This window comes from Nostoc foliaceum FACHB-393 (assembly GCF_014698505.1).
GTDB classification, from domain to species: domain Bacteria; phylum Cyanobacteriota; class Cyanobacteriia; order Cyanobacteriales; family Nostocaceae; genus Nostoc; species Nostoc foliaceum_A.
The window spans coordinates 1-26,985 of sequence record NZ_JACJTD010000055.1; the positions used below are offsets into that span (position 1 = coordinate 1).

General features: G+C 42.2%; 13 protein-coding genes and 1 tRNA gene. 9 read left to right on the forward strand and 5 right to left on the reverse strand.

Annotation, left to right across the window (positions count from 1 at the left end; all coding sequences use genetic code 11):
- Positions 1 to 191: 191 nt before the first annotated feature.
- Both murD and glyS read right to left on the reverse strand, forming a co-directional pair.
- The gene (gene murD, locus H6G92_RS29740; RefSeq protein WP_190899209.1) at positions 192 to 1,688 is read right to left on the reverse strand and encodes a UDP-N-acetylmuramoyl-L-alanine--D-glutamate ligase; all 1,497 of its coding nucleotides are present in this window, start codon (positions 1,686 to 1,688) and stop codon (positions 192 to 194) included.
- An 84-nt stretch (positions 1,689 to 1,772) separates the two neighbouring features.
- Positions 1,773 to 3,926, reverse strand: coding sequence for a glycine--tRNA ligase subunit beta (gene glyS / locus H6G92_RS29745; RefSeq protein WP_190899211.1), 2,154 nt, complete (start codon positions 3,924 to 3,926; stop codon positions 1,773 to 1,775).
- 256 nt (positions 3,927 to 4,182) lie between these two features.
- On the opposite strand from glyS, the gene H6G92_RS29750 reads away from it, so the two are divergent.
- The 4 genes from H6G92_RS29750 (at position 4,183) to H6G92_RS29765 (ending at position 11,959) form a co-directional block, all read left to right on the forward strand.
- Entirely contained in the window at positions 4,183 to 4,539 is a 357-nt protein-coding gene (locus H6G92_RS29750; RefSeq protein ID WP_190899213.1) for a hypothetical protein, read from the forward strand.
- Between the two features lie 447 nt (positions 4,540 to 4,986).
- Positions 4,987 to 6,276, forward strand: a complete 1,290-nt coding sequence (locus H6G92_RS29755; RefSeq protein ID WP_190899215.1) for a glycosyltransferase family 4 protein — start codon at positions 4,987 to 4,989, stop codon at positions 6,274 to 6,276.
- A 792-nt stretch (positions 6,277 to 7,068) separates the two neighbouring features.
- Positions 7,069 to 8,652: an efflux RND transporter periplasmic adaptor subunit gene (locus tag H6G92_RS29760; RefSeq protein ID WP_190899217.1), complete on the forward strand. Its 1,584-nt coding sequence runs from the start codon at positions 7,069 to 7,071 to the stop codon at positions 8,650 to 8,652.
- Positions 8,653 to 8,767: 115 nt separating this feature from the next.
- Positions 8,768 to 11,959, forward strand: coding sequence for an efflux RND transporter permease subunit (locus tag H6G92_RS29765; protein WP_190899219.1), 3,192 nt, complete (start codon positions 8,768 to 8,770; stop codon positions 11,957 to 11,959).
- A gap of 198 nt (positions 11,960 to 12,157) precedes the next feature.
- Here the strand turns inward: H6G92_RS29765 and H6G92_RS29770 are convergent, their stop codons facing one another.
- A complete protein-coding gene (locus tag H6G92_RS29770) occupies positions 12,158 to 14,074 on the reverse strand; it encodes a heavy metal translocating P-type ATPase (protein ID WP_190899221.1) in 1,917 nt (638 codons plus the stop codon).
- A gap of 475 nt (positions 14,075 to 14,549) precedes the next feature.
- Here H6G92_RS29770 and H6G92_RS29775 point away from each other — a divergent pair, with 475 nt between their 5' ends.
- The 3 genes from H6G92_RS29775 (at position 14,550) to H6G92_RS29785 (ending at position 20,484) form a co-directional block, all read left to right on the forward strand.
- The gene (locus H6G92_RS29775; protein WP_190899223.1) at positions 14,550 to 15,191 is read left to right on the forward strand and encodes a hypothetical protein; all 642 of its coding nucleotides are present in this window, start codon (positions 14,550 to 14,552) and stop codon (positions 15,189 to 15,191) included.
- Positions 15,192 to 15,297: 106 nt separating this feature from the next.
- A complete protein-coding gene (locus tag H6G92_RS29780; protein ID WP_190899253.1) occupies positions 15,298 to 16,428 on the forward strand; it encodes a precorrin-8X methylmutase in 1,131 nt (376 codons plus the stop codon).
- Positions 16,429 to 16,857: 429 nt separating this feature from the next.
- Complete coding sequence (locus tag H6G92_RS29785; protein WP_190899225.1) at positions 16,858 to 20,484, forward strand: DUF4912 domain-containing protein; 3,627 nt, start codon at positions 16,858 to 16,860, stop codon at positions 20,482 to 20,484.
- Positions 20,485 to 20,698: 214 nt separating this feature from the next.
- Here H6G92_RS29785 and H6G92_RS29790 read toward each other — a convergent pair whose 3' ends face one another.
- Positions 20,699 to 22,795 (reverse strand): GUN4 domain-containing protein, encoded by a 2,097-nt coding sequence (locus H6G92_RS29790; protein ID WP_190899227.1) that lies wholly within the window; start codon positions 22,793 to 22,795, stop codon positions 20,699 to 20,701.
- Positions 22,796 to 23,779: 984 nt separating this feature from the next.
- Positions 23,780 to 23,851 (reverse strand) — tRNA-Val (locus H6G92_RS29795).
- Positions 23,852 to 24,299: 448 nt separating this feature from the next.
- Between H6G92_RS29795 and fbp the strand changes: the two genes are divergently transcribed.
- Positions 24,300 to 25,349, forward strand: coding sequence for a class 1 fructose-bisphosphatase (fbp, locus tag H6G92_RS29800; RefSeq protein ID WP_190899229.1), 1,050 nt, complete (start codon positions 24,300 to 24,302; stop codon positions 25,347 to 25,349).
- A 446-nt stretch (positions 25,350 to 25,795) separates the two neighbouring features.
- On the forward strand, positions 25,796 to 26,941 hold the full coding sequence (tal, locus tag H6G92_RS29805) for a transaldolase (protein WP_190899231.1): 1,146 nt from the start codon (positions 25,796 to 25,798) through the stop codon (positions 26,939 to 26,941).
- Positions 26,942 to 26,985 lie beyond the last annotated feature (44 nt).

Consider the following 26,985-nt stretch of genomic DNA (forward strand, 5'->3'; position numbering starts at 1 on the left):
AGCGACAGCGTAACGCACCAAAGCCTTAAGAATGGTGCGTTACGCTGTCGCTAACGCACCCTACGTATCTTTTCAAAAATCAAATACTAGTCCTATATAATATTTAAGTCTATCTGAATAATGCGATCGCACCGCACTTTTAGGTTACATAATTCATTCACTGTGTAACTGCAAGTCACACAATAAATGAATTAAGGCAGAGAAGATGAAAGAATCGAGTTGTATTGAAGCTTCTCTGCTTCCGCCCAAGCAAGGCACAACTGACGGAAATGATCGCCCCGCACCTCAAAATTCGGGTACTGGTCGAAACTAGCACAAGCCGGAGATAGTAACACTACAGGCGCTTGATACTCCTTGGCTATTTCCGCCGATCTGGAGACTGCCCTTTCCATAGTTTCCACGATGTGGTAGGAATAATACCCCACCTCTTGGAGACGTTGGGCGAATGCGGGTGCAGCAGAGCCAATCAATAACACAGCAGCAGCTTTGGTTTGTATTTGTGCTAGCCAGCCAGTATCATCTCCTGCTTTGGCTTCCCCACCAGCAATTAAAATCGCTGGACTTTTTACAGATGCTAAACCAACTTCGGCAGCATCGTAGTTGGTGGCTTTGCTATCGTTAATGAAATCAATACCTTCCCAAGTGCAGATATGCTCCAAACGATGAGCAACGCCAGGAAATTCAACAATAGCACGTGCGATCGCATCACGATTAATTCCCGCTAATCGTGCCGTTGCTACTGCCATCAAGAGATTTTGCTGGTTATGTTCTCCCACCATCCGCAAAGTAGATACTTTCACAATCGGTTCTGGTGCAGAGGTTGCACTTAATTTTTCCACAACCCAGTCGTCCTCGATGTAAAAGCCTTTTTCGCTAATCAGGAAATCTTTTCCTTTGACACTTGTCCAATAAGCATCAGGCCAAGCACTTAAACCTTGTTGCCTCAAGTAAGGATCATCGCCATTGAACACTTGCAACTCAGACTGATGCAATAGCTTGGCTTTGATGTTGTAATAGTTCTCTAAAGTCTTATGGCGACTAAGATGATCCGGTGTGAAAGTCGTCCAAACACCGATACGGGGTGCAAGAGAATTGGAAGATTCTACTTGATAGCTGCTAACTTCCGCAATCACCCAATCAAGTGAAGAGTTAGGAGTTAGGAGTGAAGAATTATCAAATACCTCCCCTGCTCCCCCTGCTCCCTGCTCCCTGCTCCCTGCCCCTCTCCCCTTCCAAGACAGGGCAACATCACAAGTGGCGTAGCCAATGTTACCGCAGGCAGGTGCATTTAAACCCGCTGCTTGGAAAATGGCAGCAATTAAAGCTGTGGTAGTAGTTTTGCCGTTAGTGCCAGTAATTCCTACCCAAGGTAGCGATCGCAAATTTCGCCAAGCGAGTTCCATTTCCCCAATGGTTTCAATACCTAATTGGCGTGCCTTGATTAATACGGGAATATCCCAAGGCACGCCAGGACTAACGACTATTAATTGGGGTAAATTAGCACCATTCAATTCTAGGGATTGGCCTAGTTTCACGGTTATTTGATCGGCAGCGAGTTCTTGTTGTTGTTGTAGGAGGGTTTCGGAGGTATTGCTATCACTTAGCTCCACCTCCCAACCTTCCCGTTTCAACAATCTCGCCGCAGCAACACCGGACTTTCCCAATCCAATTACAGTAGCTCTGGACATAGATTGCAGCAGAGTGTCCCTGGTTAAGCACTCCCTATAGTAGCGTTTATTGGCAAAAATTACACAACTTTTTGTTGACCTACGCTACAGATTTTTGACGATCGCACCAAAGTCAGCTAAAACACGGGCATGATTGCGAACTAATCCAAGTAAGTGTAATCGATTACGTTTAACTTCTGGATTGGAGTCCATAACTAATACGCTATCTGGGCCATCAAAGAAGTTACTAACTGTCGGGGCAATTTTGGCTAGTGCTGCTACTAACAGTTGATAATTTCGTGTCTGCTGTGCTGCTTGAGTTTGTGGTACTGATTCGATTAAGGCATTATACAAAGCTGTCTCAGAGGGCTTTTGGAATAATTCTGGACGGACTACGGATGTCGGTTCTAGCTGTTTTGTATCCAAATCACCTTGGGCGGCTAATCGTGTGGAACGGTTAACGGTTTCGTAGATGTTATCTAAGGTACTGTCGTTGCGGATTTGTTGTAAGTATAAGGCACGATCGCGGACATCCAATAAATCCTTTAACGTCCGTTCTGTGTATTCTGGGTCATTTTCTCCCAAAACTGCATTTACCAAGTCGTAATCAATCTGTTTTTCTTCTTGTAGTAAAGTGCGGATGCGTTGTAAGAAGAACTCTTGTAATGCTGCGGTTAGAGATGCCTGATCTTTCCGATATTTCGCTGCAAAATCTGTGGCTATTTGTGCCAATAAATCATCTAAATTGATCGGCAGATTATAAAACCAAGTAATTTTAACTACAGCATTAGCAGCACGACGCAAGGCGAAGGGATCAGACGAGCCAGAGGGAATTAAACCTAAACCAAAGATACTCACCAAGGTATCTAATCTATCTGCTAAACCGACAATTTGACCTGTAAGGGTTTCGGGGAAATTATCACTGGCTCCTGTAGGCAAATAATGTTGGTAAATTGCCTTTGCGACTTCGGCATCTTCACCACTGGCTAAGGCATATTTTTCTCCCATGATGCCTTGCAATTCCGGGAATTCATACACCATTTGGCTGACCAAATCTGCTTTACATAATAAAGCGGCACGTTGGACTTTTTGGCTTTGATCTTCCGCTAATTCTAATTGGGTGGTTATTCGCTCGGCAATCTTAACTACTCTATCTACCTTGGTACGCACCGAACCCAATTCTTCTTGGAAAGTGACTTTTTCTAACTGTGGTAAAAAGCTATCTATTGGTTTAGTTAAATCAGCTTCGTAGAAAAATCTCCCATCAGCTAATCTGGCACGAATTACCCTTTCATTACCGACGGCAACAATATCTGATTTTTTGGGATCAGCGTTAGAAATGGTGATGAAATTAGGTAATAATTCTTGCTCAGAACTATCTGGTTTGAATACAGGGAAATAACGCTGATGAGTAACCATGACTTCAGTAATTACCTCAGTTGGTAATTCTAAAAATTCTGGTTCGAATTTACCAACAACTGTAGAAGGATATTCTACAAGGTTGGTTACTTCCTCTAATAAATCAGGGTAAATTACTGTATACCCGCCTAAATTCTCTGCTACTGCCTTTACTTGCTCTTTGATAATATTTGCCCGTTCTTCTGGGTCAACAGTGACATAGGCAGGCTTGAGAGCGGTAACATAATCAGTAGCTTGAGCAATTGTCACAGGTTCAGGATGCAAGACGCGATGACCTTGAGAAATGCGATCGCTCTGAATCGTTTTAGAACCATTTACTAATTCTAGAGGTAGCACTGTCTCATCTAACAAAGCTACCAGCCAGCGAATTGGTCGGGAAAACCTCGCATCTCCATCACCCCAACGCATCAACCGCTTACCTTCTAAACCCCAAATCCACTCTTGAACAAGTTCTGTCAAAATTCCCGCCACAGGACGGCCGGGAATTCTTTTTTGTACAAAGACAAATTCCCCTTTGTCAGTGGGGCGAAGGAACAGCGCATCCAATTCCACACCTTGCTTTTTGGCAAAGCCGATAGCAGCAGGAGTAGGCTGACCATCTTTAAAGGCGGCTTGGGCAGGGGGGCCTTTAATTTCTTCTTCTCGGTCTGCTTGCTGGGATGGTAGACCTTTAATCACTACCGCCAAACGCCGAGGAGTACCATACACCTGAACACTTTCGCCATTGATGCTGTTTGCTTCCAAACTTTGAGGAATGCGCTCTCGCCACTGTATTAAGGCATCACTGAGAAAGCTTGCAGGTAATTCTTCTGTACCAACTTCTAATAGAAACGCAGGCATAGGTCACTGTTTTCAACTTTGCGTAGCTCAACTTTATCAGTTATTATCAGGCGATCGCTCGTGATTTTTAGCTAATAAACCTTGCTACATACATCAAAATGGATAAAGTTGAGCTTAGATTTGTTAGATAGACTTGGCATTTTCTCTAAAAATTTAAAAAACAAGTTTTTCTCTGAATTGATTTATTACATTTGCCACTATACTTTTACGTAGTATTTACTTATACAGATTGATATCGTAAACTTCCTACTGCCTGATGTATTTATATTTGCATCATGGCAATAAATTTTGGAGTTATGACAATGAAAAATATTTTCGCCAAAATCGCTGCTACCACAGCAACCAGTCTTGCGTAGGCGTAGCCTTTGCTACGTTGGGTGTAGGTTCAACTTTGAAGACAAAGCAAGCCGATTGCTATAAATTAGGGCTTTCTAGTCAGAGCTTACCAAATTTACTAAATGTCTATTCTAGCCCTACTAGTTCAGTTAACTGGTGGGGCTATCATTCAACCTCATTGGTTCGCCATCAACACTATACGATGTGCCAGTTTAAAGGGCGGAATGCGGGTTATATGCACGAGCTTAAATATAATGCTACAATCCCCCAAGTGTAAATTTAGGCATTAGTTCAGAAACAACCAGGGCAAATATTGTCATGATTGCCAGAAACTAAAACCTATGTCTATAAGAGGATGTTTTAAAAGGGTCTTTTACTCTCCTGGTGAGCACAGCAAAGCATTTCAGTACATAACTGAAACCTTATGTTTTCGTTGTAGTTAATCCAAGTCAGAACCAGAAAATTATGTCTTCTGGAACTTTTAAAACAACCACTAGAAACCCAAGCTATTTACACAATGTGATATTTTGATTGTTAGGTGATTTAATATAATAGAAAAACTCTCTTTTAAAAATCACTCAAATATTCATAAACAATGTTTAACGCAATGTTAATGAAACAAATTTACAAATTAAAACAAGTAATAAAAGTAGCAGCCCCTACTGACTATTAAGGAATAAATCCGATGATCTCAGGCTGTCTTCAAAAAATTCACAAATAGCTCATGCACATTCTGATTTATTCCTACAACTATCATCCAGAGCCGATTGGAATTGCTCCGTTAATGACTGAATTGGCAGAAGGACTAGTAAAGCGAGGTCATGAAGTGCGGGTGATTACGGGAATGCCCAACTATCCTCAGCGCGAAATTTATGATGAGTATCGGGGTAAGTGGTACCTTACTGAACAAAGAAATGGTGTAACCATTCAACGAAGTTACCTCCGAATTAAGTCTAAACCTAACCTCCTAGATCGGCTGTTACTGGAGTTAAGCTTTGTTTTCACGAGCTTACCCCAAGCCTTTAAAGGTGAACGTCCCGATGTGATTATCTTAACAGTTCCGCCTCTTTTAGGTACATTACCAGCAACAATATTTGGTTGGTTATACAACTGCCCAATAGTTCTAAATGTGCAAGATATTTTACCAGAAGCTGCCGTGCGTATCGGGCTTTTGAAGAACAAATGGATGATCCGAACTCTTGCAGCCCTAGAGAAATTTGCATATCGGACTGCACATACTATTAGTGTAATCGCCGATGGGTTTCGTGAGAATTTAGTGAATAAGGGAGTACCTGTTAATAAAATCGTTTGTATTCCCAATTGGGTGAATGTAAATTTCATCCGCCCTTTACCGAAACAAAACAATTCCTGGATATCTAGCCATCAACTGGATGGGAAATTTGTAGTACTTTATTCGGGCAATATTGCTCTAACGCAAGGTTTAGAAACAGTAATAGAAGCAGCAGTTTACTTGCGCCATATTAGGGAGATTGTCTTTGTTATCGTTGGCGAATCAATAGCATTGCAAAGGTTGCAAGAATATTGTCTTTTAAATGGAGCAGATAATGTTTTGCTGCTACCGTTGCAGCCACGAGAAAAACTACCCGAAATGCTAGCAGCATCTGATGTAGGATTGATTGTGCAAAAGCGCAATGTGATTTCGTTCAATATGCCTTCAAAAATACCACTGCTGTTGGCGAGTGGTCGCCCGATTGTGGGTTCAGTTCCCGCCACTGGTACTGCTGCTAAAGCAATCAAACTCAGTGGTGGTGGGATAATTGTTGAGCCAGAATCACCCTCAGCAATGGCTACTGCGGTGCATGATTTATATGCTAATCCTACTCTAGGGGCGAGGCTAGGTAACGCAGGAAGACAGTTTGCCGAAGAAAACTATTCCTTAGAGCAAGCACTTAATCGGTATGAAGGGCTGCTTTCTCATATTGTTGCTAACCGAAAATCAACTGTAGGTACTTTGTCGAAATTAAATTCCAAAAAATCAGTTGTGGATGGTTGAAAAGGCCTGGAGACTGGGGATTTTTTGATAAAAATAGGATGCTCTCTTAATTAGCGAACATTAAGCGACTAGGAAGACAAAGCCATAATTAGAAAAAATTAAATCACCCAAATGGGTGAGTTACAAATCAACCGATCGGGTGACCTAAGTGTAGGAAGTTGAGACTGCTCAAAAATAGGATTCTAGAGAACACTGATTGATTGCACATCATTCTTAGTGAGGATAACTCTATGAAACTTTCAACCTTGCTTAATAAAGCTGAATTAACAGCATAGGTAGCCCGCCATTGGCATCGCTCCATAACCTTCTCTTCCCTAAGATCAGTATTCACTACGATTTAAGAGCGATAAACTCATCTGTAACTTGTACTAATCTCATCTTTTATGTGGTTATAATGCAAGCAAGCGCTTGCAAACACTTGTAGAAAACTTAGCATCAAGGACGGCACAAACTCGTGCACGCTTGATAAATGCAGCAACTGAGGTGTTTGCGACAGCAAGATAAACCGTGTTTTCTCTCTGAGCTAAAATCATGGGTTTCTACTGACTAAAAAAGTTTTATAAATTACACTTTAAAAAACTGATAGCAGTTAAATAATTTACAAAATAACCATAATGTGCTGAAGACTATTTGTTTGTTTTAGGTGCTAGACAACGTGAGCGATCGCCCAAATACCCAAATACATATTTGTCACCAACATCAAGAAAAAAGGGCTAAAAAATGATCCAAACAATGCTTTTTTAGCGAAGAGTAGATTGCCCAAGTCTAAATCCACAAGACAAGAAACCGAAGATGTCCCATTCTGAGTTCCCTGATTCTCATCTGCCCGTTGAAATAGAACAGCCTACTGTTAATGATTCTAGTCAAGAGTCGCAACCATTGTTAGAGCGATCGCCTAAGCCACCTCAAAAGCGGCGTTGGCCCCTGCTGTTGGGAATCGTCCTATTAATTGCAGGTGTTGGTTTTGGTTGGCGCTGGTGGCAAACTAGTAATGCTAGCAATCCACCAGCGGGTGCTGGTGCACCTGCTGGTCAACCTATAGCTTCCGTCAAGCTAGCAACCGTCCAAACTGAAACTGTGCAGGAAAGTTCGGAGTTTATTGGCTCCTTAGAGGCTCCACGTTCGGTAATCATCAAGCCACAGGTTGAAGGACGAGTAACGCAGATTTTCATCCAAGAGGGCAACCGTGTTCAACAAGGGCAAGTCATTCTTAGCCTGGAAAGTGATAATGTCCAAGCTCAATTATCACAAGCAAAAGCTGGACTAGAACAAGCTCAAGCACGTCTTGCTGAACTCAAAGCGGGCACGCGACAAGAAGAAATTGCCCAAGCTAGAGCGCAGTTAACCCAAGCCCAAGCTCGTTATAGAGATGCCCAATCGGGATCGCAACCAGAAGAAATTGCTCAGGCTGAGGCTCAAATTCAGTCAGCTAAATCTGATGTGGAACTAGCACAGTCACGAGCCAAGCGATACGCACAATTGAGAAAAGAGGGTGCAGTTTCCCAAGATACTTTAGAAGGATATGTCAAAGAACAGGAAAGTGCTGAAGCTGCCCTTGTCGTAGCCCAGAAACGCCTAGACCAAGTTCGCAAAAGCAGAAATTCTAGTATCAATGAGCTAGCTGGTGCTCTGGAACAACAGAAACAAAACTTAAGGCAACTAGAAAATGGTTCCCGCCCAGAAGAAATTGCCCAGGCGCGATCGCAAGTAAGTCAAGCAGCTGCCCAAGTCCAAGCTGCTCAAGTCCAACTGCAATACACAAAAGTCCTAGCTCCTTTCACTGGCATTGTTGGTGATATTCCAACAAAGGTGGGAGATTATGTAGAAAAAGCAGACCAGCTCACTACATTAACTAGAAACGACTCTTTAGAACTGAATATTTCCGTTCCGCTAGAAGAAGCCAAAAATCTGCGCTTGGGATTACCAGTGCAAATGCTGAACGCCCAAGGTCAACCCACAGCAAGGGGGAAGGTGAGTTTCATCTCTCCAAATGCCAGTTCCGATTCGCAGACAGTTTTAGTTAAAGCCAACTTTGGTAATTCTAGAAGTCAACTGATCAATCGCCAGACAGTGCAAACCAAAGTGATCTGGAACGAACGTCCAGGAATCTTAATTCCAGTTACAGCAGTATCTCGTTTGGGTGGGGAGACTTTTGTGTTTGTGGCTCAAGCGCCAGCAGAAAAGCCTAAACCTGGAGCACCATCTTTAGTGGCTCAACAAAAACCTGTGAAATTGGGAGTTATTGAGGGGAATAATTATCAAGTTATCGACGGACTAAAGACTGGAGACAAAATAGTTGTTTCCGGTATTCTCAACCTAACTAATGGCGCTCCTATCTCTCCTGCACCACAAGAAGTGGGTAGTCTAAAGCCTTAGTTGAAGACGGGAGCAGGGGAGAATTGGGGACAAGGGGACTTGAGTGAGAAGTCTTTCCCATTGTCCCCAAGTCCTCTTTCCAATGCCAAATACCCAATCCCCAATTTTTTAAACTATGTTTGTTGACTTCTTTATTAAGCGGCCAATCTTTGCGTCGGTCTGTGCGATCTTTATCCTTTTAATAGGATTAATCAGTATTGCAACACTTCCGATCGCTAGGTTCCCAGAAATCAGTCCCACTCAAATCAGTGTAACTTCTAACTACAACGGAGCAAGTGCAGAAGTCGTAGAAAGTGGGGTGACAAATATCTTAGAAAGGCAAATTAATGGGATTGAGGGACTAAGATATCTTACTTCCAGCAGCAGTAACGATGGTACTAGTACTATTACAGCCACCTTTGATTCATCGCGGGATAAAGATATTGCGGCTGTGGATGTGCAAAATCGTGTTTCTATTGCCCAACCACAACTACCAGACTCTGTGCAGCGCACGGGAGTGCGGGTATCAAAGGAGTCTAGCAACATTCTCTTAGCAATTGGTTTATTCGCTGAAAATAAAGAGTACGACAATATATTCTTAAGCAACTATGCCGACCTTTACTTAGCAGATGCTTTAAAAAGAGTCAAAGGGGTAAGCAACGCTCAAATTTTTGGTGAACGCCGCTACGCAATGCGCTTGTGGTTAGATCCGAGTCGCCTTGCCAGTCGAGGACTAACGACTCAGGATGTAGCGAATGCTTTATCTGAACAAAACTTGCAAGTTGGTGCAGGGAGAATTGGACAAGAACCGGCTCCTGAAGGACAAAAGTATCAACTTGATGTGCGTGCTGCTAGCCGATTAGCAGAACCATCAGAATTTGAAGAAATTGTCCTCAAAACTGAAGATGATGGCACATTAGTTAAGCTCAAAGATGTGGGTAGAGCAGAACTGGGTGCAGAAAACTACAGTTCATTTCTGCGATTTAGTGGTAACGATGCTGTCGGTTTAGGGATTTATCAAGTTCCTGGTAGTAATGCCTTGGATGTGGCTAAGGGAGTCAAAGCCGAACTAGCGCGATTAGCACCAAGTTTTCCCCCAGGGCTGAAATATCAGGTAGCTTTTGACACAACATCATTTGTAGAAGAGTCGATGGCAGAAGTCATCAAGACTCTGATTGAATCGGTGGTGCTGGTTGTAATTGTAATTTTTGTGTTCTTGCAAGACTGGCGAACTACCTTAATTCCAGCGTTGACAATTCCACTTTCCTTAATTGGGACATTTGCCTTCGTCAAAGTTTTTAACTTTTCCATGAATAGTTTGACTTTGTTTGGTCTAACTTTAGGCTCTGGGATGGTGGTAGACGATGCGATCGTTATAGTAGAGCAAATTAGCCGCTTTATTAAGGATAAAGGTATAAGTCCTCGCCGAGCCGCTAGTGAATCAATGGCGGAACTGTTTGGCGCGGTTATTGCCACTTCACTAGTATTGATGGCGGTGTTTGTGCCAGTGGCATTTTTTCCAGGAACCACAGGCGCACTTTATCAGCAATTTGCTCTTACTATTGCCTTTTCCATTGCGATTTCGACCTTTTTGGCTTTAACTCTGACACCTTCTTTGTGTGGGGTGTTGCTGCGTCAAGGACAAAGACCTTCAGGCTGGCTGGGTTGGATTTTTGGCCACATTAATCGCTTTCTCGACTGGGCACAGCATAATTATAAGCGATCGCTAAATTTTCTCACACGCTTTAAAAGCGTCATTATTGGGTTGTTTATCGTTTCCTTAGGAATGACTGCTTGGCTGTACACTACAGTACCAACAGCCTTTCTACCCGATGAAGATGAAGGATATTTCATCACCATCATCCAAGGGCCTCAAGGCGTTTCGCTGCAATATACCAGCGATGTTATGGCACAGGTAGAAAAAGAAATCCAGCCACTTCCAGAAGTGCTGGGGACTTTCGCCGTGGGAGGATTTGGTTTTAGTGGTAGCACCGCCAATAGCGGCATCATCTTTACAACTTTAAAACCTTGGGCAGAACGCTCAAGACCTGATCAATCAGTACAGGCGATTATTGGCAAATTGCAAGGGAAGTTATTGGCAATCCCAGAAGCCAGGGTCTTTCCTGTGAATCCGCCCCCAATTCAGGGTTTAGGCAACTTTGGCGGCTTCGTCTTTCAACTGCAAGACCGCAGAGGTAACAGTGGTTTAGAAAATCTAGTCCAGTCGATGGGTAAGTTGCTGGGTAAAGCTAATCAAACACCAGGATTACAAGCTGTATTTAGCACTTTTGCCGCAGATACACCACAATTACTTGTGGAAGTTGACCGCAATAAAGCCAAATCATTGCAAGTTTCCATAGATGATATCTTCAGTACTTTACAAACTGCTTTGGGATCACAATATGTAAATGATTTCAATCTCCAGCAGCGTAGTTACCGGGTGTATGTCCAGGCAGATCAACAGTTTCGTTCCAATCCAAAAGATATTGGTAAACTATACGTTCGTTCTCAAAAGAATCAAATGATTCCTTTGAGTAACTTAGTAACAGTTACTCCGACTGTGGGAGCGCAAACGATAAATCACTACAATCTCTTCCGCTCAATTGAAATTAATGGTGCCGCTGCTCCTGGTTATAGTTCTGGAGATGCAATTAAAGCAATGGAACAAGTTGCTAAAGAAGTTTTACCAGCAGGTTATGGCTATGAATGGTCAGGAACTGCATTAGAAGAAATAGATTCTGGTAGTTTAGCACCCCTAATCTTTGGATTAGGAATAATCTTTGTGTTTTTAGTACTAGCCGCTCAGTACGAGAACTACATTGACCCCTTTATCATTCTATTATCAGTTCCCTTAGCTATATTTGGAGCGCTTATAGCTCAATCAATGCGGGGTTTTGCTAATGATGTTTACTGTCAAATTGGTCTAGTAATGTTGATCGGTTTAGCTAGTAAAAATGCTATTTTGATTGTGGAATTTGCTAACCAATTACGAGAGCAAGGGCTTTCAATTACTAAAGCAGTAATTGAAGCTTCACAAGAACGGTTACGTCCAATTTTGATGACTGGATTTTCTACACTTTTAGGGATTTTCCCGTTAGCTGTTGCTACAGGTGCTGGCGCGGGAAGTCGGCAATCTTTGGGAACAGCAGTATTTGGTGGAATGTTAATTGCGACTTTCTTGAGTTTGTTTGTAGTACCGATTTTGTATATCGTTATTAAGACGACAACAGAGCGCTTTATCAAACCAAATCGGCATCAAGAACTGCAAACAGATACAGTTTCATTGGATGGTAAAACTCCTGCATATTCAACAAAAGCTGAGGATTAATTCGTAATTCGTAATTAATTGTCCCCTATCTTTTATGCCCTTCTTCCCTGTCCCCTATAAACATCGTAGTATGAGGAGATGGGGAATACTAATTTCAAATTTTAATAAACCGCAGAGGCGCAGAGAAGCCAGTGCGCCCTTGCGGTTCCCTGACTTGTAGCAACTGGCGCGACACAGAGATAAAGAGAGAAGAGTGGTTTATTTCAGCAATCTTAGACCACTAAGGGTAACTAATACTGTAGAACCTTCATGCCCAATCACACCGATGGGTAGGTTAATATTTCCTAGAAAGTTGCCCACCAAAAGCAACATAATGAAACCCAACGCTACGAATATATTCTGTTTGACTATGGATTGCGATCGCCTACCTAAATGTATCGCCACGGCAATTTTTTCTAACTTGTCTGCCATCAGTACTATATCTGCGGTTTCCAATGCCACATCGCTACCAGATACTCCCATCGCTATACCTACAGATGCTTGCGCTAGGGCTGGTGCATCATTGATCCCATCACCTACCATTGCAACTGTTTGATATTGTTGCTGTAGACTGCGGATAACATCAAGCTTATCTTCTGGTAGAAGTTGAGCATATACCCGATCAATTCCTACTGCTTTGGCAACACTGTGAGCAGTTTCCTCATTATCTCCGGTTAACATGACAATCTGTTCAACTCCCAGTTTCTTTAACCGAGTAATGGTTGCCGTTGCTTGCGATCTTACTTCATCTGCGATCGCAATTACACCCATCACCTCTGCTCCCCTGCTTCCCTGTGCTACCCAAACCACAGTTTTACCTTCTTGCTCTAAAGATTGAGCCATTTTTCGTAATTCTTCAGGGAAATTTGTCACATATTTCTGCACAAAAACGGCATTCCCTACAATTACCTGTTGTTCTTGAGCGATTCCCACAATTCCCTGTCCAGGTATAGCTTGCACTTGAACTGCACCAACCCAATCCAAATCACCAGCCGCCTGCACAATTGCCTTACCTATGGGATGTTCTGAAGAGGATTCCACACTAGCGGCGGCTTTTAATACATCTGCATGTGTGTATTCACTAACTGAAATTACCTTGTATACCTGCACCTGTCCTGTTGTTAGAGTACCAGTTTTATCAAATGCGATCGCTCTGACTTTACCAATCTTCTCCAACTGCGCCCCATTTTTAAACAAAATCCCCTGTCTTGCACCATTAGCGATTCCCGAAAGTAATGTGGGCATAATTGCAGCCATCAGCGCACAAGGAGAAGCAACCACCAGGAAGGTAAGCGCTCGATAAATCGTTGTTTCCCAATCCCAACCCCAAACAAATGGCGGTAAAGTTGCCAGTAATATTCCGGCTACTACAATGACTTTGGCATATCCCTTCTCAAAGCGATCAATAAACTCTTGCGAAGGTGGTGCTTCTGTTTGCGCCTGTTCTACCAAGCGAATCACCCGCACAATCAAACTGCTTTGGGCTGGTTTGTGTACTTTAATCTGCAATGCACCATAGCCGTTGAGTGTGCCGGCAAATACTTCTGCACCGACTGTTTTCTCTACAGGTAAAGACTCGCCTGTAATCGCAGCTTGATTGAGAGTGCTGTAACCAGATAAAATTATTCCATCAGTAGGAATTAGTTCTCCGGGTTTGACGACAATTTCATCACCCACTTTTAGCTGAGTGATAGGAATTTCCTCTTCCCTTCCCTGAAGTAAAACCCTTGCTGTATCTGGTGTCAGACTCATCAAACTCCTGATACTCCGCTCAGTTCGCGCCATTGCATAGCCTTCTAGTGCGCCACTGATAGCAAAGATCAGAATCAAAATTGCCCCATCAATAATTAGATAATATTCTCTTCGCCATAAGCCGAGGCTAGCAGCACCAATAGCCGCCACAATCATCAACAAATCTACATCGAGTTCTTTTTCTTTGAAAAGGGTAGTCAATCCTTCCCGCGCACTTTCGTAACCACCAATGACATAAGCAGCAGGTAGCAGTAGCAACGCCAATCCCAAAGCGCCAAGATGTAAGGCGAACCATCCGAGAAATAGCAGTAACCCACAAAGGAGGGCTGCCAAGGTATCTGCGTGTTCTCTGGTAAATTGGCCCAAACGTTGGGGGTAGAGCATGAGAGGTGAATGAACAGGGACTCTCTCACGCTAAACCTTGACATTGATGTTAATGTCAAGCTTTATTGTGAAAAATACTCCAAAAGTGCGTATAGTGCCGTAACCCACATTCCGCACTTCAAAATGCCATACTTAATACTTCAATAAATATTACAAATAACTGTTGATGTAATTAAGTATTAACATTGGAATTGTCTAGGCTTTTGGCGATCGCCGCGTTGCTCAAGTTGATCTAGAAAATCTGTTTTGTCGCAGCGAAATCAAAACAATTAATTATTGCCGAAGGGTGGCTGCATCAAAAGTCTGAGTGGTGGCGTGCCGAGTAATTCATCAAAGTTGATGTGCAATCTAACTATGCTTAGGGATGTTTCTGTTTTTAATAATCGTAAAGTTAATGCTAATATCAGGCTGATATTTATCAGATAAGCGCTTTTTTGAAAGTGAATTGTTGCAAAAGTACTAACACAAATTGAATATGTACAATTCCCAAGAAGATTTTACAAAGGATGCCCAGTCCTGTAGTTCAACCTATTACTCAGATTCATCTCTACAACCGCAAAAGATAGATGTAGCTTATGCCATATATCAAAAAGCAAAGGCAGGATCACTTTTAGGTATTACCATCGTTGGACGTTTACAACTTAAAGCTCAAGGAGCAGATGGTAAATTTGTCTTAATTCCCTCAGATGAAAGCTTTCCTAGCATTGATGAGGATATGAAAAAGAACCTCTTGACTCTACACGAAGATTTTAATCAACAAAGTGGTAGCATTTTGAGTTCAGAAAACTGGTCACTACTTGCTAATGATGCATGGTTGCTAGGAAGCCTTCACGCACTGGCTGAATTTCACCTCGCATCTCCGTTAAAATGGAGCAACCTTTGGGATGAAAATAAAAAGAGGATATCGGTGACTGCACGGGAAGTTATAGGTATTACATCTTTTGGTTATCAGTTGATTAGACCACAGCCTAAACTTGAAGCAGTGGCAGTGTGTGTCAACGAACAGGAAGCCATAAATGCATCGTTGTTGACATATAAAGAAAAAGTCATAACTTATTTGACAGAAGATGCCTTGCAACAGTTCTTCAAATCACTCCCCAGCGAAGTCACGAAATAAAAGTAACTTATAGTTTAACTAAGCTAAAGTCAAGATTAGGAGCGATCGCCTTTCCTCAATGCTCCTTTGGCAACAATCAACCTTTTTAAGATCATAATTCGTGGAAATCAAAAGTAGCGAACTGACAATTAAACAGTTAACGCACTTGGTAGGAGGCGGTTTAACTCCGCGAATGGTGCGCCATTACCATCAATTGGGACTGCTACCGCAACCAGTGCGATCGCAGAGCAATTACCGTCTCTACACCAAAAAAGATGTTCTCAGGTTGCAGCGAATTGTAGCACTTAAGCAGCAAGGGTTTCAGCTAAACCATATCCGCAATATTTTGGAAGTGGAACCAGAAGCCGACACAACTATTAACCTAATGGGACAACTTCAACAGCAATATCGCGCGGTGATGCAACAAATTTCTCAACTGCGACAAACTGCATCAGCATTAGAAGGATTATTGGGGCGCGATCGCCATTGTCAAATTATGCAGGCGGAAGTTTTGGCACAACTCAAGTTACTTGATGTCGAAACTCAAGCTGGATTAGGGGGATTGGAAAACCTCTGGAGTGGTTTGGATGCCGAAATTCATACGCACTCGGAAGCATTTTCAGAATCGCTACAACGCTTACTACCTGATTTGTCTCACCGTTCGGAAATTGAACAACACTTAATTTCTCAGTTGGTTTTGGCTTGTGGCGATGTGAGTTTAGTATCCTTTATCAAGTTGAGTCGAGATGCGATCGCAGCTAGTCGAGAAGCTTTATCTTCAAGCTGTCAAATTGTTGTCGATACCCAAACGGTTGCTGCGGCTTTGGATCAAACCCGACTATTTCACTTGGGATGCCGTATCGAAACTTTGATTGATAATCCCCATATTACCACCGCCACAGAAGCAGAACTTGCCTTTTGGCAACATCGAGAATGGCGATCAAAATTGCAGCAAGTAAGTAAAGGTTGTGTACTGGTAATTGGTTATGCTCCCTCAGTGCTTGTAGAAGTTTGTGAGGCAATCACTAATCAAAAAATTCAGCCTGCATTAGTAATTGGAATGCCCATTGGCTTTAGTCATGCTCCCGCAGCCAAGCGACAACTGATGCAGCAAGAGATACCTTTTATTACAGTTGCAGGGACTTTGGGAGGTGGCGCTTTAGCTGCAACTGCCCTGAATGCTTTAGTGGAGTCACTGATTGATAAGCCAGATTGTCATTGTTATCTCAAAAATGTAGTAGATTCTGATGAGTGTTGAACAATAAGTACTCAGTACTCAGTACTACTGAAAATAATATTGTTAAATAATATTGAATTTGCTACACTTTACCAGTTTTAGTAATTCAATAATTCATAATTGTGGCCATAAGCTACCAACTTGGTATAAGTTGCAATCTAAATTAGAACATTTTATAGTAAACAGACTCTGGCAATTAGAGTATAAATTATCATGCTATTCAATCTACATCGAAGTATAAATCAATATAAGTGCGCTGAAGGAACTTAGAAGTAAAGATAACTCAGATGTATAATTAGCGCGTCTCCTCCATAATCCCTAACAAGATTGTGATTTAGGACTGGTAGGCTTTCTATTTTTTACTTTAATAAAGGGCATATGTGGCAACAAGGAAAAAAAGATACTTCGATAATCAGGCTGGTATTATGGGTTGCCTTAGCTACAACCCCTATGGCAGGAAGTTTGGTGGTATCAGCACCGATGCTGGCACAATCTAAACCTGATTCTCCCTCTTTTACACTGCCGCAAACAGTGCAAAATGGGACGATAGTGCGGATTGATGGTTCAAGTAGCTTGGGTGCAATCAACCAAAGCCTGAAAGAAAATTTTGAAAAACAGTTTTCCGGCACAAAGGTTGAAGTTGCTGCTAACGGCACAGATACGGCACTGAAAGATTTGCTAGATGGCAAAATCGACATAGTAGCAATGGGGCGTGGATTGACACCAGCAGAAAAAGCCCAAGGACTGGAGCAAGTTCGCTTGTACCGTGAAAAGATTGCGATCGTGGTTGGTGAAGATAATCCTTTCAAGCAAAGCTTGACTAGTAGGCAATTCGCCCGAATTTTCCGGGGACAAATTACAAATTGGTCACAACTAGGAGGCCCTTCAGAGAAGATTCGGGTAATCGATCGCCCTAACACCAGTGAGACTCGCAATACTTTTCGGACTTATCCAGCCTTCAAGACTGCTGAATTTGCTACAGGGCCCAATGCTACCCAAGTAACTGAGGATAATACCGTAGAAATCATCAAACAACTGGGCAAAGACGGCATCAGCTATGTGTTAGCTAATCAGGTGTCGAAATTGAAAGGTGTGCGAGTTCTGCAATTACATCAAGCTTTGCCAGATGATGATAAATATCCCTTCTCGCAACCTTTAGTTTACGTTTACAAAAAAAATCCGAGTTTAAGCACAGTAGATTTTCTCGGCTTTACCCTTGCAGCCCCAGGACAGCAGGCTATAGAACAAGCTAGAACTGCTGAAGCAGAGGCGATCGCAGCTAGCTTATTACAACCTGCACTCACCCCTTCCCCTGATGCCCAGACGACAACTGCTGCTACAGCTTCCCCTAGTGCCACTACTTCTGCATTTGGCGAACAGCCTTTTGTAGCTCCTGCTACTGCACAAACCAGTCCAATTGTAAATAGAGAAACACCATTTTGGTTGCTCCTACCTTTGTTTTTTACTACTGTAGGTGGAGCGTTTTTATGGTGGATTTTGGGAAAACGCCCATTACCCACTGAGAAAACAGACAACTTACCAGAATCAAATCCTCATCCACCCAACACAGATGATGAAACGGCGGTACTCAACACCAGCACAGCTTCCTCCCTGAACGGAGCGATGCTTGAAGAACAACCAGTGCCGCACTTTCAAGAGCAAGAAACCCCTGATCGCATTCCTTTCAACATTTATACTCAAACACAATCTGATCTGACAGAGAATGCTACTCAGGAGACATCAAATTTAGTACAAGAGGCAACTAATGGCACCTCTAACTCCTATGAAGGTACAACATCCGGTGTAGCTAATGGTTCAGAAAATAACAACTTGGGAGCCGCAGCTTTAACTAATGGTGCGGCTCTAACAACGGGCATTGGGGCGGCCACCTGGTCTGCCTTTACCAACAAAGAAACAGAAACAAACGCCATTGATGAGACAGTCCCGCCAAGTAACTATACGGAGACAAGCACTCCTGATTCTGATGAAATTGCATGGGACATAGAAGCCCCAGCAGCTGTAGTAAATACTTCATATCCTCACCTAGCTAATATTCCAGAAGAGACATCTGATGTGGAACTACCTTCATCTGAGGTGACAGCCCCACTCCCAGAATTAGCGGATGTGCCAGAAGTAACATCTGATTTTGGATATTGGGACACAGAAGTTGATGAAGATCAGATAGATGAGGAACTTCAGGCAGAATTGAACTGGCTAGAGAGTATTACCTCAACTGAAGATACAGCCTCAGTAGATGAATTACCCTTATTAGAGGATGACGAAGTGGCAGCCGACGTGGAACCGTCAGCGTTACAAACATCCTCACTGCTCGATTTGCCAGAATTGCCAGAAGATGTATTTAATGTGGTAGCGGATGCAGCTGAACCCACTGCCGATTTGCCAGAGGAAGAATCTCAAGCAGAGCCTACTGTTGAGGAAGATATTGCTGAAGCTGACTCCACAGATTTTGCCGCTGCTACTGCTCTAGCAGCAGGCGTAGGGATTGCAGGCTGGACTACCATTTCTGGGTCAGATGCCGAAAACCAAATTGATACTGCGGATACCAATGTGCCGATTGTAACCGAAACACCTATTGATTTGGTAGATGCAGAAGAAGAGAGCAGTATTTTGCTCACACCGTATACTTCTACATTGGCTCATGTCTCTTGGGAGATATCCGAACTAAAAAAGGCAGCGCTGCGCCAAGAAGGTGGCTCTCAATTGGTAGTGCGGCTCTATGATGTAACTGGGATAGACCTGAGTTATCAAAGTCCCCAGCTTGTACAGCAGTATGAATGTGACGAGACAGCACACGATCGCTTTGTGGAGATTCCCATCAGCGAGCGCGATTACATAGCTGAAATTGGCTATCTCGCTGATGGCGATGCCTACGGCGATAAACTACGCTGGTTATTCATCACCCGTTCAGCAATTGTTCGTGTCTTTAGTCCTGTTAATCCAGATCCCATAGTTGATGATCTGGCGATTGCTGATGAAACAGATATTAACTTGGTAGATGCCCAAGAAGAGATCACTGAAGAAGAGAGCAGTATCGTCCTCACACCCCGCACTCATCAATGGGCTGATGTATCTTGGGAGATTTCCGAAACCAAGAAAGCAGCGCTGCGCCAACAGGGCGGCTCTCAATTGGTAGTCCGGCTCTATGATGTAACAGGGATAGACTTGAGTTATCAAAGTCCTCAGCTTGTACAGCAGTATGAATGTGACGAGACAGCACACGATCGCTTCGTGGAAATTCCCATCAGCGATCGCGATTACATAGCTGAAATTGGCTATCTCGCTGATGGCGAACGCTGGTTGTTCATCGCCCATTCAGCGATCGTTCGTGTCTTCAGTCCTGTTCATTCAGAACCCACCATTGAAGATGTAGCCTTAACAAGCGAAACAACTATTATCCCGACAGATTTCACCGTTGAAGATGTAGCGTTAACAAGCCAAACAGCTATTGACTTGGTAGATGTAGAAGAAGAGATCAGTGAAGAAGAGAGCAGTATTTTGCTCACACCTCGCACTCCCAAGTGGGCTTATGTTTCTTGGCACATTTCCAAAGCTCAGAACGAAGCACTGCAACAACAAGGCGGCTCTCAACTGGTAGTGCGGCTCTATGATGTGACTGGGATTGATTTGAGTTATCAAAGTCCCCAACTTGTACAGCAGTATGAATGTGAAGAAGTCGCACGCGATCGCTTTGTGGCTATTCCCGTGAGCGATCGCGACTACATGGTTGAAATTGGCTATCTCGCTGATGGCGATGCCTACGGCGGTAAACTACGTTGGTTACTCATAGCCCGTTCACCTAATGTTCGGGTTTTCAATCGTTCCCACGAAGATTTTTGGTTTGTGGCAGATGCTGAGTTGATTATTCACGGAGCAACCCAACCAAATACAAGTGTAAACATTGGTGGGCATGCCATCAAAATCAAACCGGATGGTACTTTCCACCTCCGTCTTCCCTTTTCAGATGGTTTAATGGACTATCTCATAACGGTAGCTGCTGATGGGGAATCCACTAGAACTATCCATAAAAAGTTCTCCCAGGAAACTTCAGAAAGCTAGTAATTACCTGGAGTGATTCCCTCTAACCTATTTTCACCTTTTAGGCTACCGTGTACACACATGTCTACACAGGATGCAAATTAGTTGGTTAAAGGTTAAATAGTAGAGTGTGTGATTGCGTAGCGTAACGCACCCTACTATTTAACTTTAAATTAGGGGTTAAAAACCGCATCTACACAAGCGAAACTCACTTCTATAGGCTCAATTAATAAAACTAAATTTGGCACTCTAAAAGTCTTGCATACACAGTTGGAAAGCAGTCTATTCCTACTCCTCCTAAACCAGCATCCATATAATTATCCTCTTTATTCCCTCTATTTTGATTCTTCAGTGTAGGAAATTGTCCAGAAGGCGCTTCAGAATTAAAAATCAATTCTTTGTATATCTTCCATTCCCACATACTTTGTCCACGCCAACCTATAGCTTGACCAAATTTTCCTTTATCCTTAGCTACATGTTGAAATAAAGCCTTCTGGACAGTGAAACCAAACCGTCCTTTACTGTATTTTAACCACAGAAGATCAACAGTATTTAAATCTCTGCAAGGAATCTTTGAGATTGATTGCTCATCAAAGTAACCTTTATCTTCTCGCAATGAGGCTTTAAGAAGTGCAAGGGTTGTTTCTTGATCCGCTTCTTTCCAAAGTTGTTTTTCTAGTAAATTGCAAAGGTTGGTATAATCAACGCCTCGTTCTGAATTGAGTACGTTGACTTGGCTTTTGGAAATTGATTCATGTCTAGCAAAACCACTGAGATTATCAAGCGAAGGATTGAGTTTGGTCGCAATTTTGTTATTAGTACCTAAATCTTTAGCTGATATATATATAGAACCTTGACTATTAACAACAAATTCTAATTCGATCTGGGGTACTCCTTTCTTTGCAAATGGAATACCTTCTAAACAAAGATTTCCAAGGTTTTTATTGTACTGTGTTAATATACTCTCTCCAATAAAAACTTTTATATCAACACGAGATTGGCCATCTTCTGCCGTACTAAAGATTTCAGATTTTTTAGTAGGAAGAACTGTACCTTTTGGAATTAACACAGTCATAATTCCACCTAATGTCTCAACACCTAAATCTTCTTGTGTAATTTCCTGGGATACTTTAAGAATATTATGAATAATTGAAACTGGGGAGCTAGGCTGTTCTGCTTCATTAAAACTTGATGCATATTGATATTTTTTTTGCTGAATTTCAAGTTCTTGCTGATACTTGATCTTTTCCTGATATTTTGCTTCAGCTACTTCATTAATCGGTCGCTCAATCCGCATAATATCCTCTTCTCTAAGTCCTAATTGTTGACGAAAGCTTTGAATTCCATCCAAAACATACGAACTTAATGGATATTCTGCTTGAATAGCTTTTGAAAACTCTTGTTTATAGCGTTGAAGCTTGTTTTCATACTCTTTTTGCTCCAGATGCTGCTTACGTTCTAATTTTTGTGATTCCTCAGATTCACCTTGGTATCTTTGTTTAGCTTGATAATCTAACTCAGCCTGTTCAATAATTGGCTTTGCAACTCGAGCCGCATCTTCAAGCTTTAAACCTAAATCCCTTTGGCGATTTTCTAAGTCCTTCTCAATCTCCTCATTGAAGGGGTAATAACCCTTCTCAATTAACTTACTGAGCGTTTGCTTATATTTATTCAGATTCTCTTCATATCTGCTGTAAGGTTCATACGCACGAGTTTCGATTTCATTTGCTTCTTCCGGCGTTAAACCTAATGTTTCTCGAAGTTCATCTAAAGTGTCCCGTTCTACGATAGAGATTATGCCGTCTGAAAGAACCTCCTCAACTTTTTGGAGATAGTGTGATCGAATCACCTGTTTCTGTTCCGTTTGTTGCTTGCGGTATTCAAGCATGAGCTTGGCTGCTGTTCGGATGCCTTGTGTAACGCTGACAAAAGCTTCATCCTGGTTTACCCAGGTTGTTACGGCTTTGGCATCTTTAGGAAACGCTTGTAGCTTGCCAAAAGGTGCATCAAACCAGTCAAATGGGCGCAGAATGACTGGAACGACATACGCCTGTTTTAACTCATGCTGCTTTAACGCCATTGGAATTTCAATGTCACGGCAATATTTGGAGGCAATAAAGTCTGGGCTGATCAGTAGCAGAATAATATCAGCAGACTCAAGCTCATTCTTAATCTTGTCATTCCACTCCGTTCCAGCAGTAAGTTGGCGATCGTACCAGCTAGAGATAATGCCTTGCCATTGCAGGTTACTCAAATGAGTTGCCAGACTATCTCGTAATGCTTCGTCTTTGTGAGAGTAGGAAATGAAAACTCTAACTGTGTTCTCTGCCATGTTACCTCATCAAGTATTTTGAGACTTAGGAAACCTACTATGACTTCATACATGGAAAAGCAAATTCCAGATAATTGATTTGTAAATTATCTGAAATTTGATTAATAAGCCTGCCAAATCTGGTCAGCTACAACCGATTCGCCTTCTCTTCGAGATGCTACGCGAAGGAGTTTAATAGTGCTTTGCTGTTATTTACAACACACTTATTGAGGATATTTCACGGGTATCGGTTTCATTGATTTAACTCCGATTACTGCTTGCCCTAAGTATCGTGCAACCTCACACAAGATATTTAAGGGAACTCCAAAAAATAGATTATTTCGCTTAAAGTTGTTGACTGTTGACTGTTGACTGTTAACTGTGAACCGTCAACGGTCAACAATCCCAATGGAATATTTTTTTACTTGGAATTCTCTAAGGAATATGCTTATTGGGGTAAGAATTCCTTTGATTGACTGGAGTTTGAGTAAGTCAAATGTCATTTTGCTTGCGGAAAACACTGAAATGAGAAAGTAAACTGGAGTTTGAGTAAGTCAAATGTCATTTTGCTTGCGGAAAACACTGAAATGAGAAAGCAAACTGGGGTTTGAGTAAGTCAAATGCCATTTTTAGAAAGCATTTAAGTATTTTGAGAAAGTAAACAGGCATTTTGATCAAGCAATTAGGCTTTTTGATAAACTAGTCAGCAAATATACTTGCTTAAAAAGTTAAATACTTAAATGCTGGACTATTTATTATCAGATTAAAGTTAATTTAGTTAAAGCTTTAGTGTATTAAAAACTACGCAATCAGTAGTCAAAACCCTGATTTCTAGTTATGAGCAATTCATGAGGGCATTGCATAAATGCGGGATGGGCAATATGAGCATCCCTTGTATTTCAGGGCGGGTAAGATGCTCATCCTACAATGAATCATCCCTTAATTCAGCAACGCCCATGAATTGCCTCAGAGCGCGTGTCGTTTTGCGTAATTCCTATGTATAAGTGGGCGATACTGGATTTGAACCAGTGACCCCATCCGTGTGAAGGATGTGCGCTACCACTGTGCTAATCGCCCAAGAGTTTGTATATTATCATAAATTACTCAGATTGAAGTTTGCAAAAGTACATTTAAACAAGGTGTGAGGTTAATGCTAGCTGTTGCTCTTTGCATACTTTTGTAGGATAGGTATTTTGTCCCTCCTAATTATTCAAGATTAGGTGCTTCAGTGCGATCACTTGATTGTCGCAGATGGTAAAAATCCTTTCAAAAGCCCCACTTACCCCTTAATATCTAAAACTAAATAGCAACCAGGTAAATTACTGATTAAAATTAAGTGATTTCTTAGACAAACTACTACGTATTTAGGCTCTAAGTGCAGGAGTCACTGAAAATTCATTTCTTTAGTTTATCTAAAGTCACATCTAAGTTATCAAATTACCTTTCTAAGATAGAAGCAGCAACCATAAGTTGCCATACACGACTAAAACCCAATTAACAGCTAGTGGCTGCGGAGAATATAAAAATGGCTAAAGCGCCAGATTCTTTAGATTCGTCTATCAATGAAGTTACAGACAGAGCTCTAGATCGTGATTGTACAACCTTATCCCGTCACGTCTTACAGCAACTTCAGAGTTTTTCGCCAGATGCACAAGATTTAAGTGCGCTGATGAATCGCATTGCCCTGGCCGGCAAATTAGTTGCTCGCCGCATGAGTCGCGCTGGTTTAATGGAAGGCGTTCTCGGATTTACTGGGGAAGTTAATGTGCAAGGAGAATCCGTCAAAAAGATGGATGTCTATGCCAATGATGTATTTATCTCAGTTTTTAAGCAAAGCGGCTTAGTCTGTCGCCTAGCTTCTGAGGAAATGGAAAAACCCTACTATATTCCGGAAAATTGCCCCATTGGTCGCTATACCCTACTGTATGACCCAATTGATGGCTCATCTAACACTGATAACAATCTCAGCTTGGGTTCTATTTTCGCCATTCGCCAACAAGAAGGGACTGATAGCGATGGTAAGGCAACTGACCTTCTCACCAACGGCCGTAAGCAACTCGCTGCCGGATACATCCTGTATGGGCCCTGCACGATGCTGGTTTATACTATAGGTAAGGGAGTTCATTCCTTTGTCCTTGATCCCAGCTTAGGAGAATTTATTCTCACAGAAGAAAATATTCGGATTCCTAACCACGGCTCTGTTTACAGCGTGAACGAAGGGAACTTCTGGCAGTGGGAAGAATCAATTCGAGAATACATCCGCTACGTTCATCGCACAGAAGGCTACAGCGCTCGTTATAGCGGCGCAATGGTGAGCGATATTCATAGAATTTTGGTTCAAGGCGGCGTGTTTCTCTACCCAGGCACAATTCAAAACCCAGATGGTAAATTGCGCTTGCTTTATGAAACCGCTCCTCTAGCCTTTTTGATTGAGCAAGCAGGCGGTCGTGCTACTACAGGACTGATGGATATTTTAGATGTGGTACCAAAAAAACTGCATCAACGCACCCCCTTAATTATTGGTAGCAAAGAGGATGTAGCAAAGGTAGAGTCTTTTATTCAAAACGGACACTAGCACCGCAAGGCGGAAGTCAAAAATCAAAAGTCAAAAGTCACTCATGCTTTAATTTTCGGCTTTTTGGCTGTAATGAAATGGTAAGTTTATTTCTGCCGAATTGTACTAGTGTAAAAAGGCACGACTTAGAAAAAACAAAGCTTGTAAATAAAGCTTTTTAAATTTTTTCAACTGGATAGTTATTTTTGCCATGCTGCACTAGAAGACGGTAATAAAAGGATCAAGGATGCGTCTAGCCTATGGCATTAATTAAAAGTTAATCATGGTGATTTACGATTGGGAATGCAGAATAGCACTTCTTAAAGATGTATTAAAGATTATCTCAGCTGGCCGATGCGATAAGTGATTGGCAACGCCACAATTCAAAAGTAACCATCAGCATTTGATGGGTTTTGCCAACTTTACTTAGAAACATCACTTATACAGGAGTGAAACAAATTAGAGCTATGTCTACCAATCATCTACTAGAAATTAACCAATACGGTCAAAGTATCTGGATGGATAATTTGAGCCGTGACATTATTCAATCAGGCGAACTTAAAGACCTAGTTGAAAATCAAGGTATCTCTGGGATTACCTCTAACCCAGCTATCTTTGAGAAAGCGATCGCAGGTAACGTCATTTATGATGCCGATATAGAAGCCGGAGTTCGCGCTGATTTACCGACATACAAAATTTACGAATCGCTAGTTTTTGCAGATATCCGTAATGCTTGTGATATTTTACGCCCTGTTTATGAAGCCTCGAATAGACTAGATGGTTATGTGAGTATCGAAGTCCCACCAACTATCGCCCATGATACTGAAGCAACAATAACCGAAGCCCGGCGATATTTCCAAGAGATTGGTCGGGAAAATCTGATGATTAAAATTCCCGGCACAGAACCTGGTTTGCCAGCAGTGGAGCAGGTAATAGCCGAAGGGATGAATGTTAATATCACGTTGCTGTTTTCTGTAGAAAGCTACGTAAACACAGCTTGGGCTTATATTCGTGGCTTAGAAAAACGGTTGGCTGAAGGTAAAGACATTAGTAGAATTGCTTCAGTCGCTAGCTTCTTCCTCAGCCGGATCGATAGCAACATTGATGCCAAAATTGATGCTAAGTTGAAGAAAGGCGTTGATGATATTTCTGTGGAAGCAAAGCTAAGAGCTGTTAAAGGAAAAGTAGCGATCGCTAACGCTAAGATTGCGTACCAGGAATACAAGAAAATTATTGAGAGCGATCGTTGGCAAGCCTTGGCAGCAAAAGGAGCTACAGTACAGCGGTTACTTTGGGCTAGTACCAGCACCAAAGACCCCAACTACAACGACGTGATGTATATCGAAGAGTTGGTAGGCCCTGATACCGTTAACACCGTACCACCAGCGACGATTAAAGCTTGTGCCGATCATTGTAACGTAGGCGATCGCTTAGAAACAGATGTAGATAAAGCTTACACGCTGATCGAAAACCTCAAAGATCCGGACATCAACATCGATCTCAATGCCGTAATGGATGAACTGTTAGTTGAAGGTATTGACAAGTTCATTCAGCCCTTCCAGTCCTTGATGAACTCTTTAGAAGACAAGATCAAGGTATTGTCGCCAGTGTAGGGACTGGGTATTGGGGAGTGGGGAGATGAGGGAGACAAGGGGAC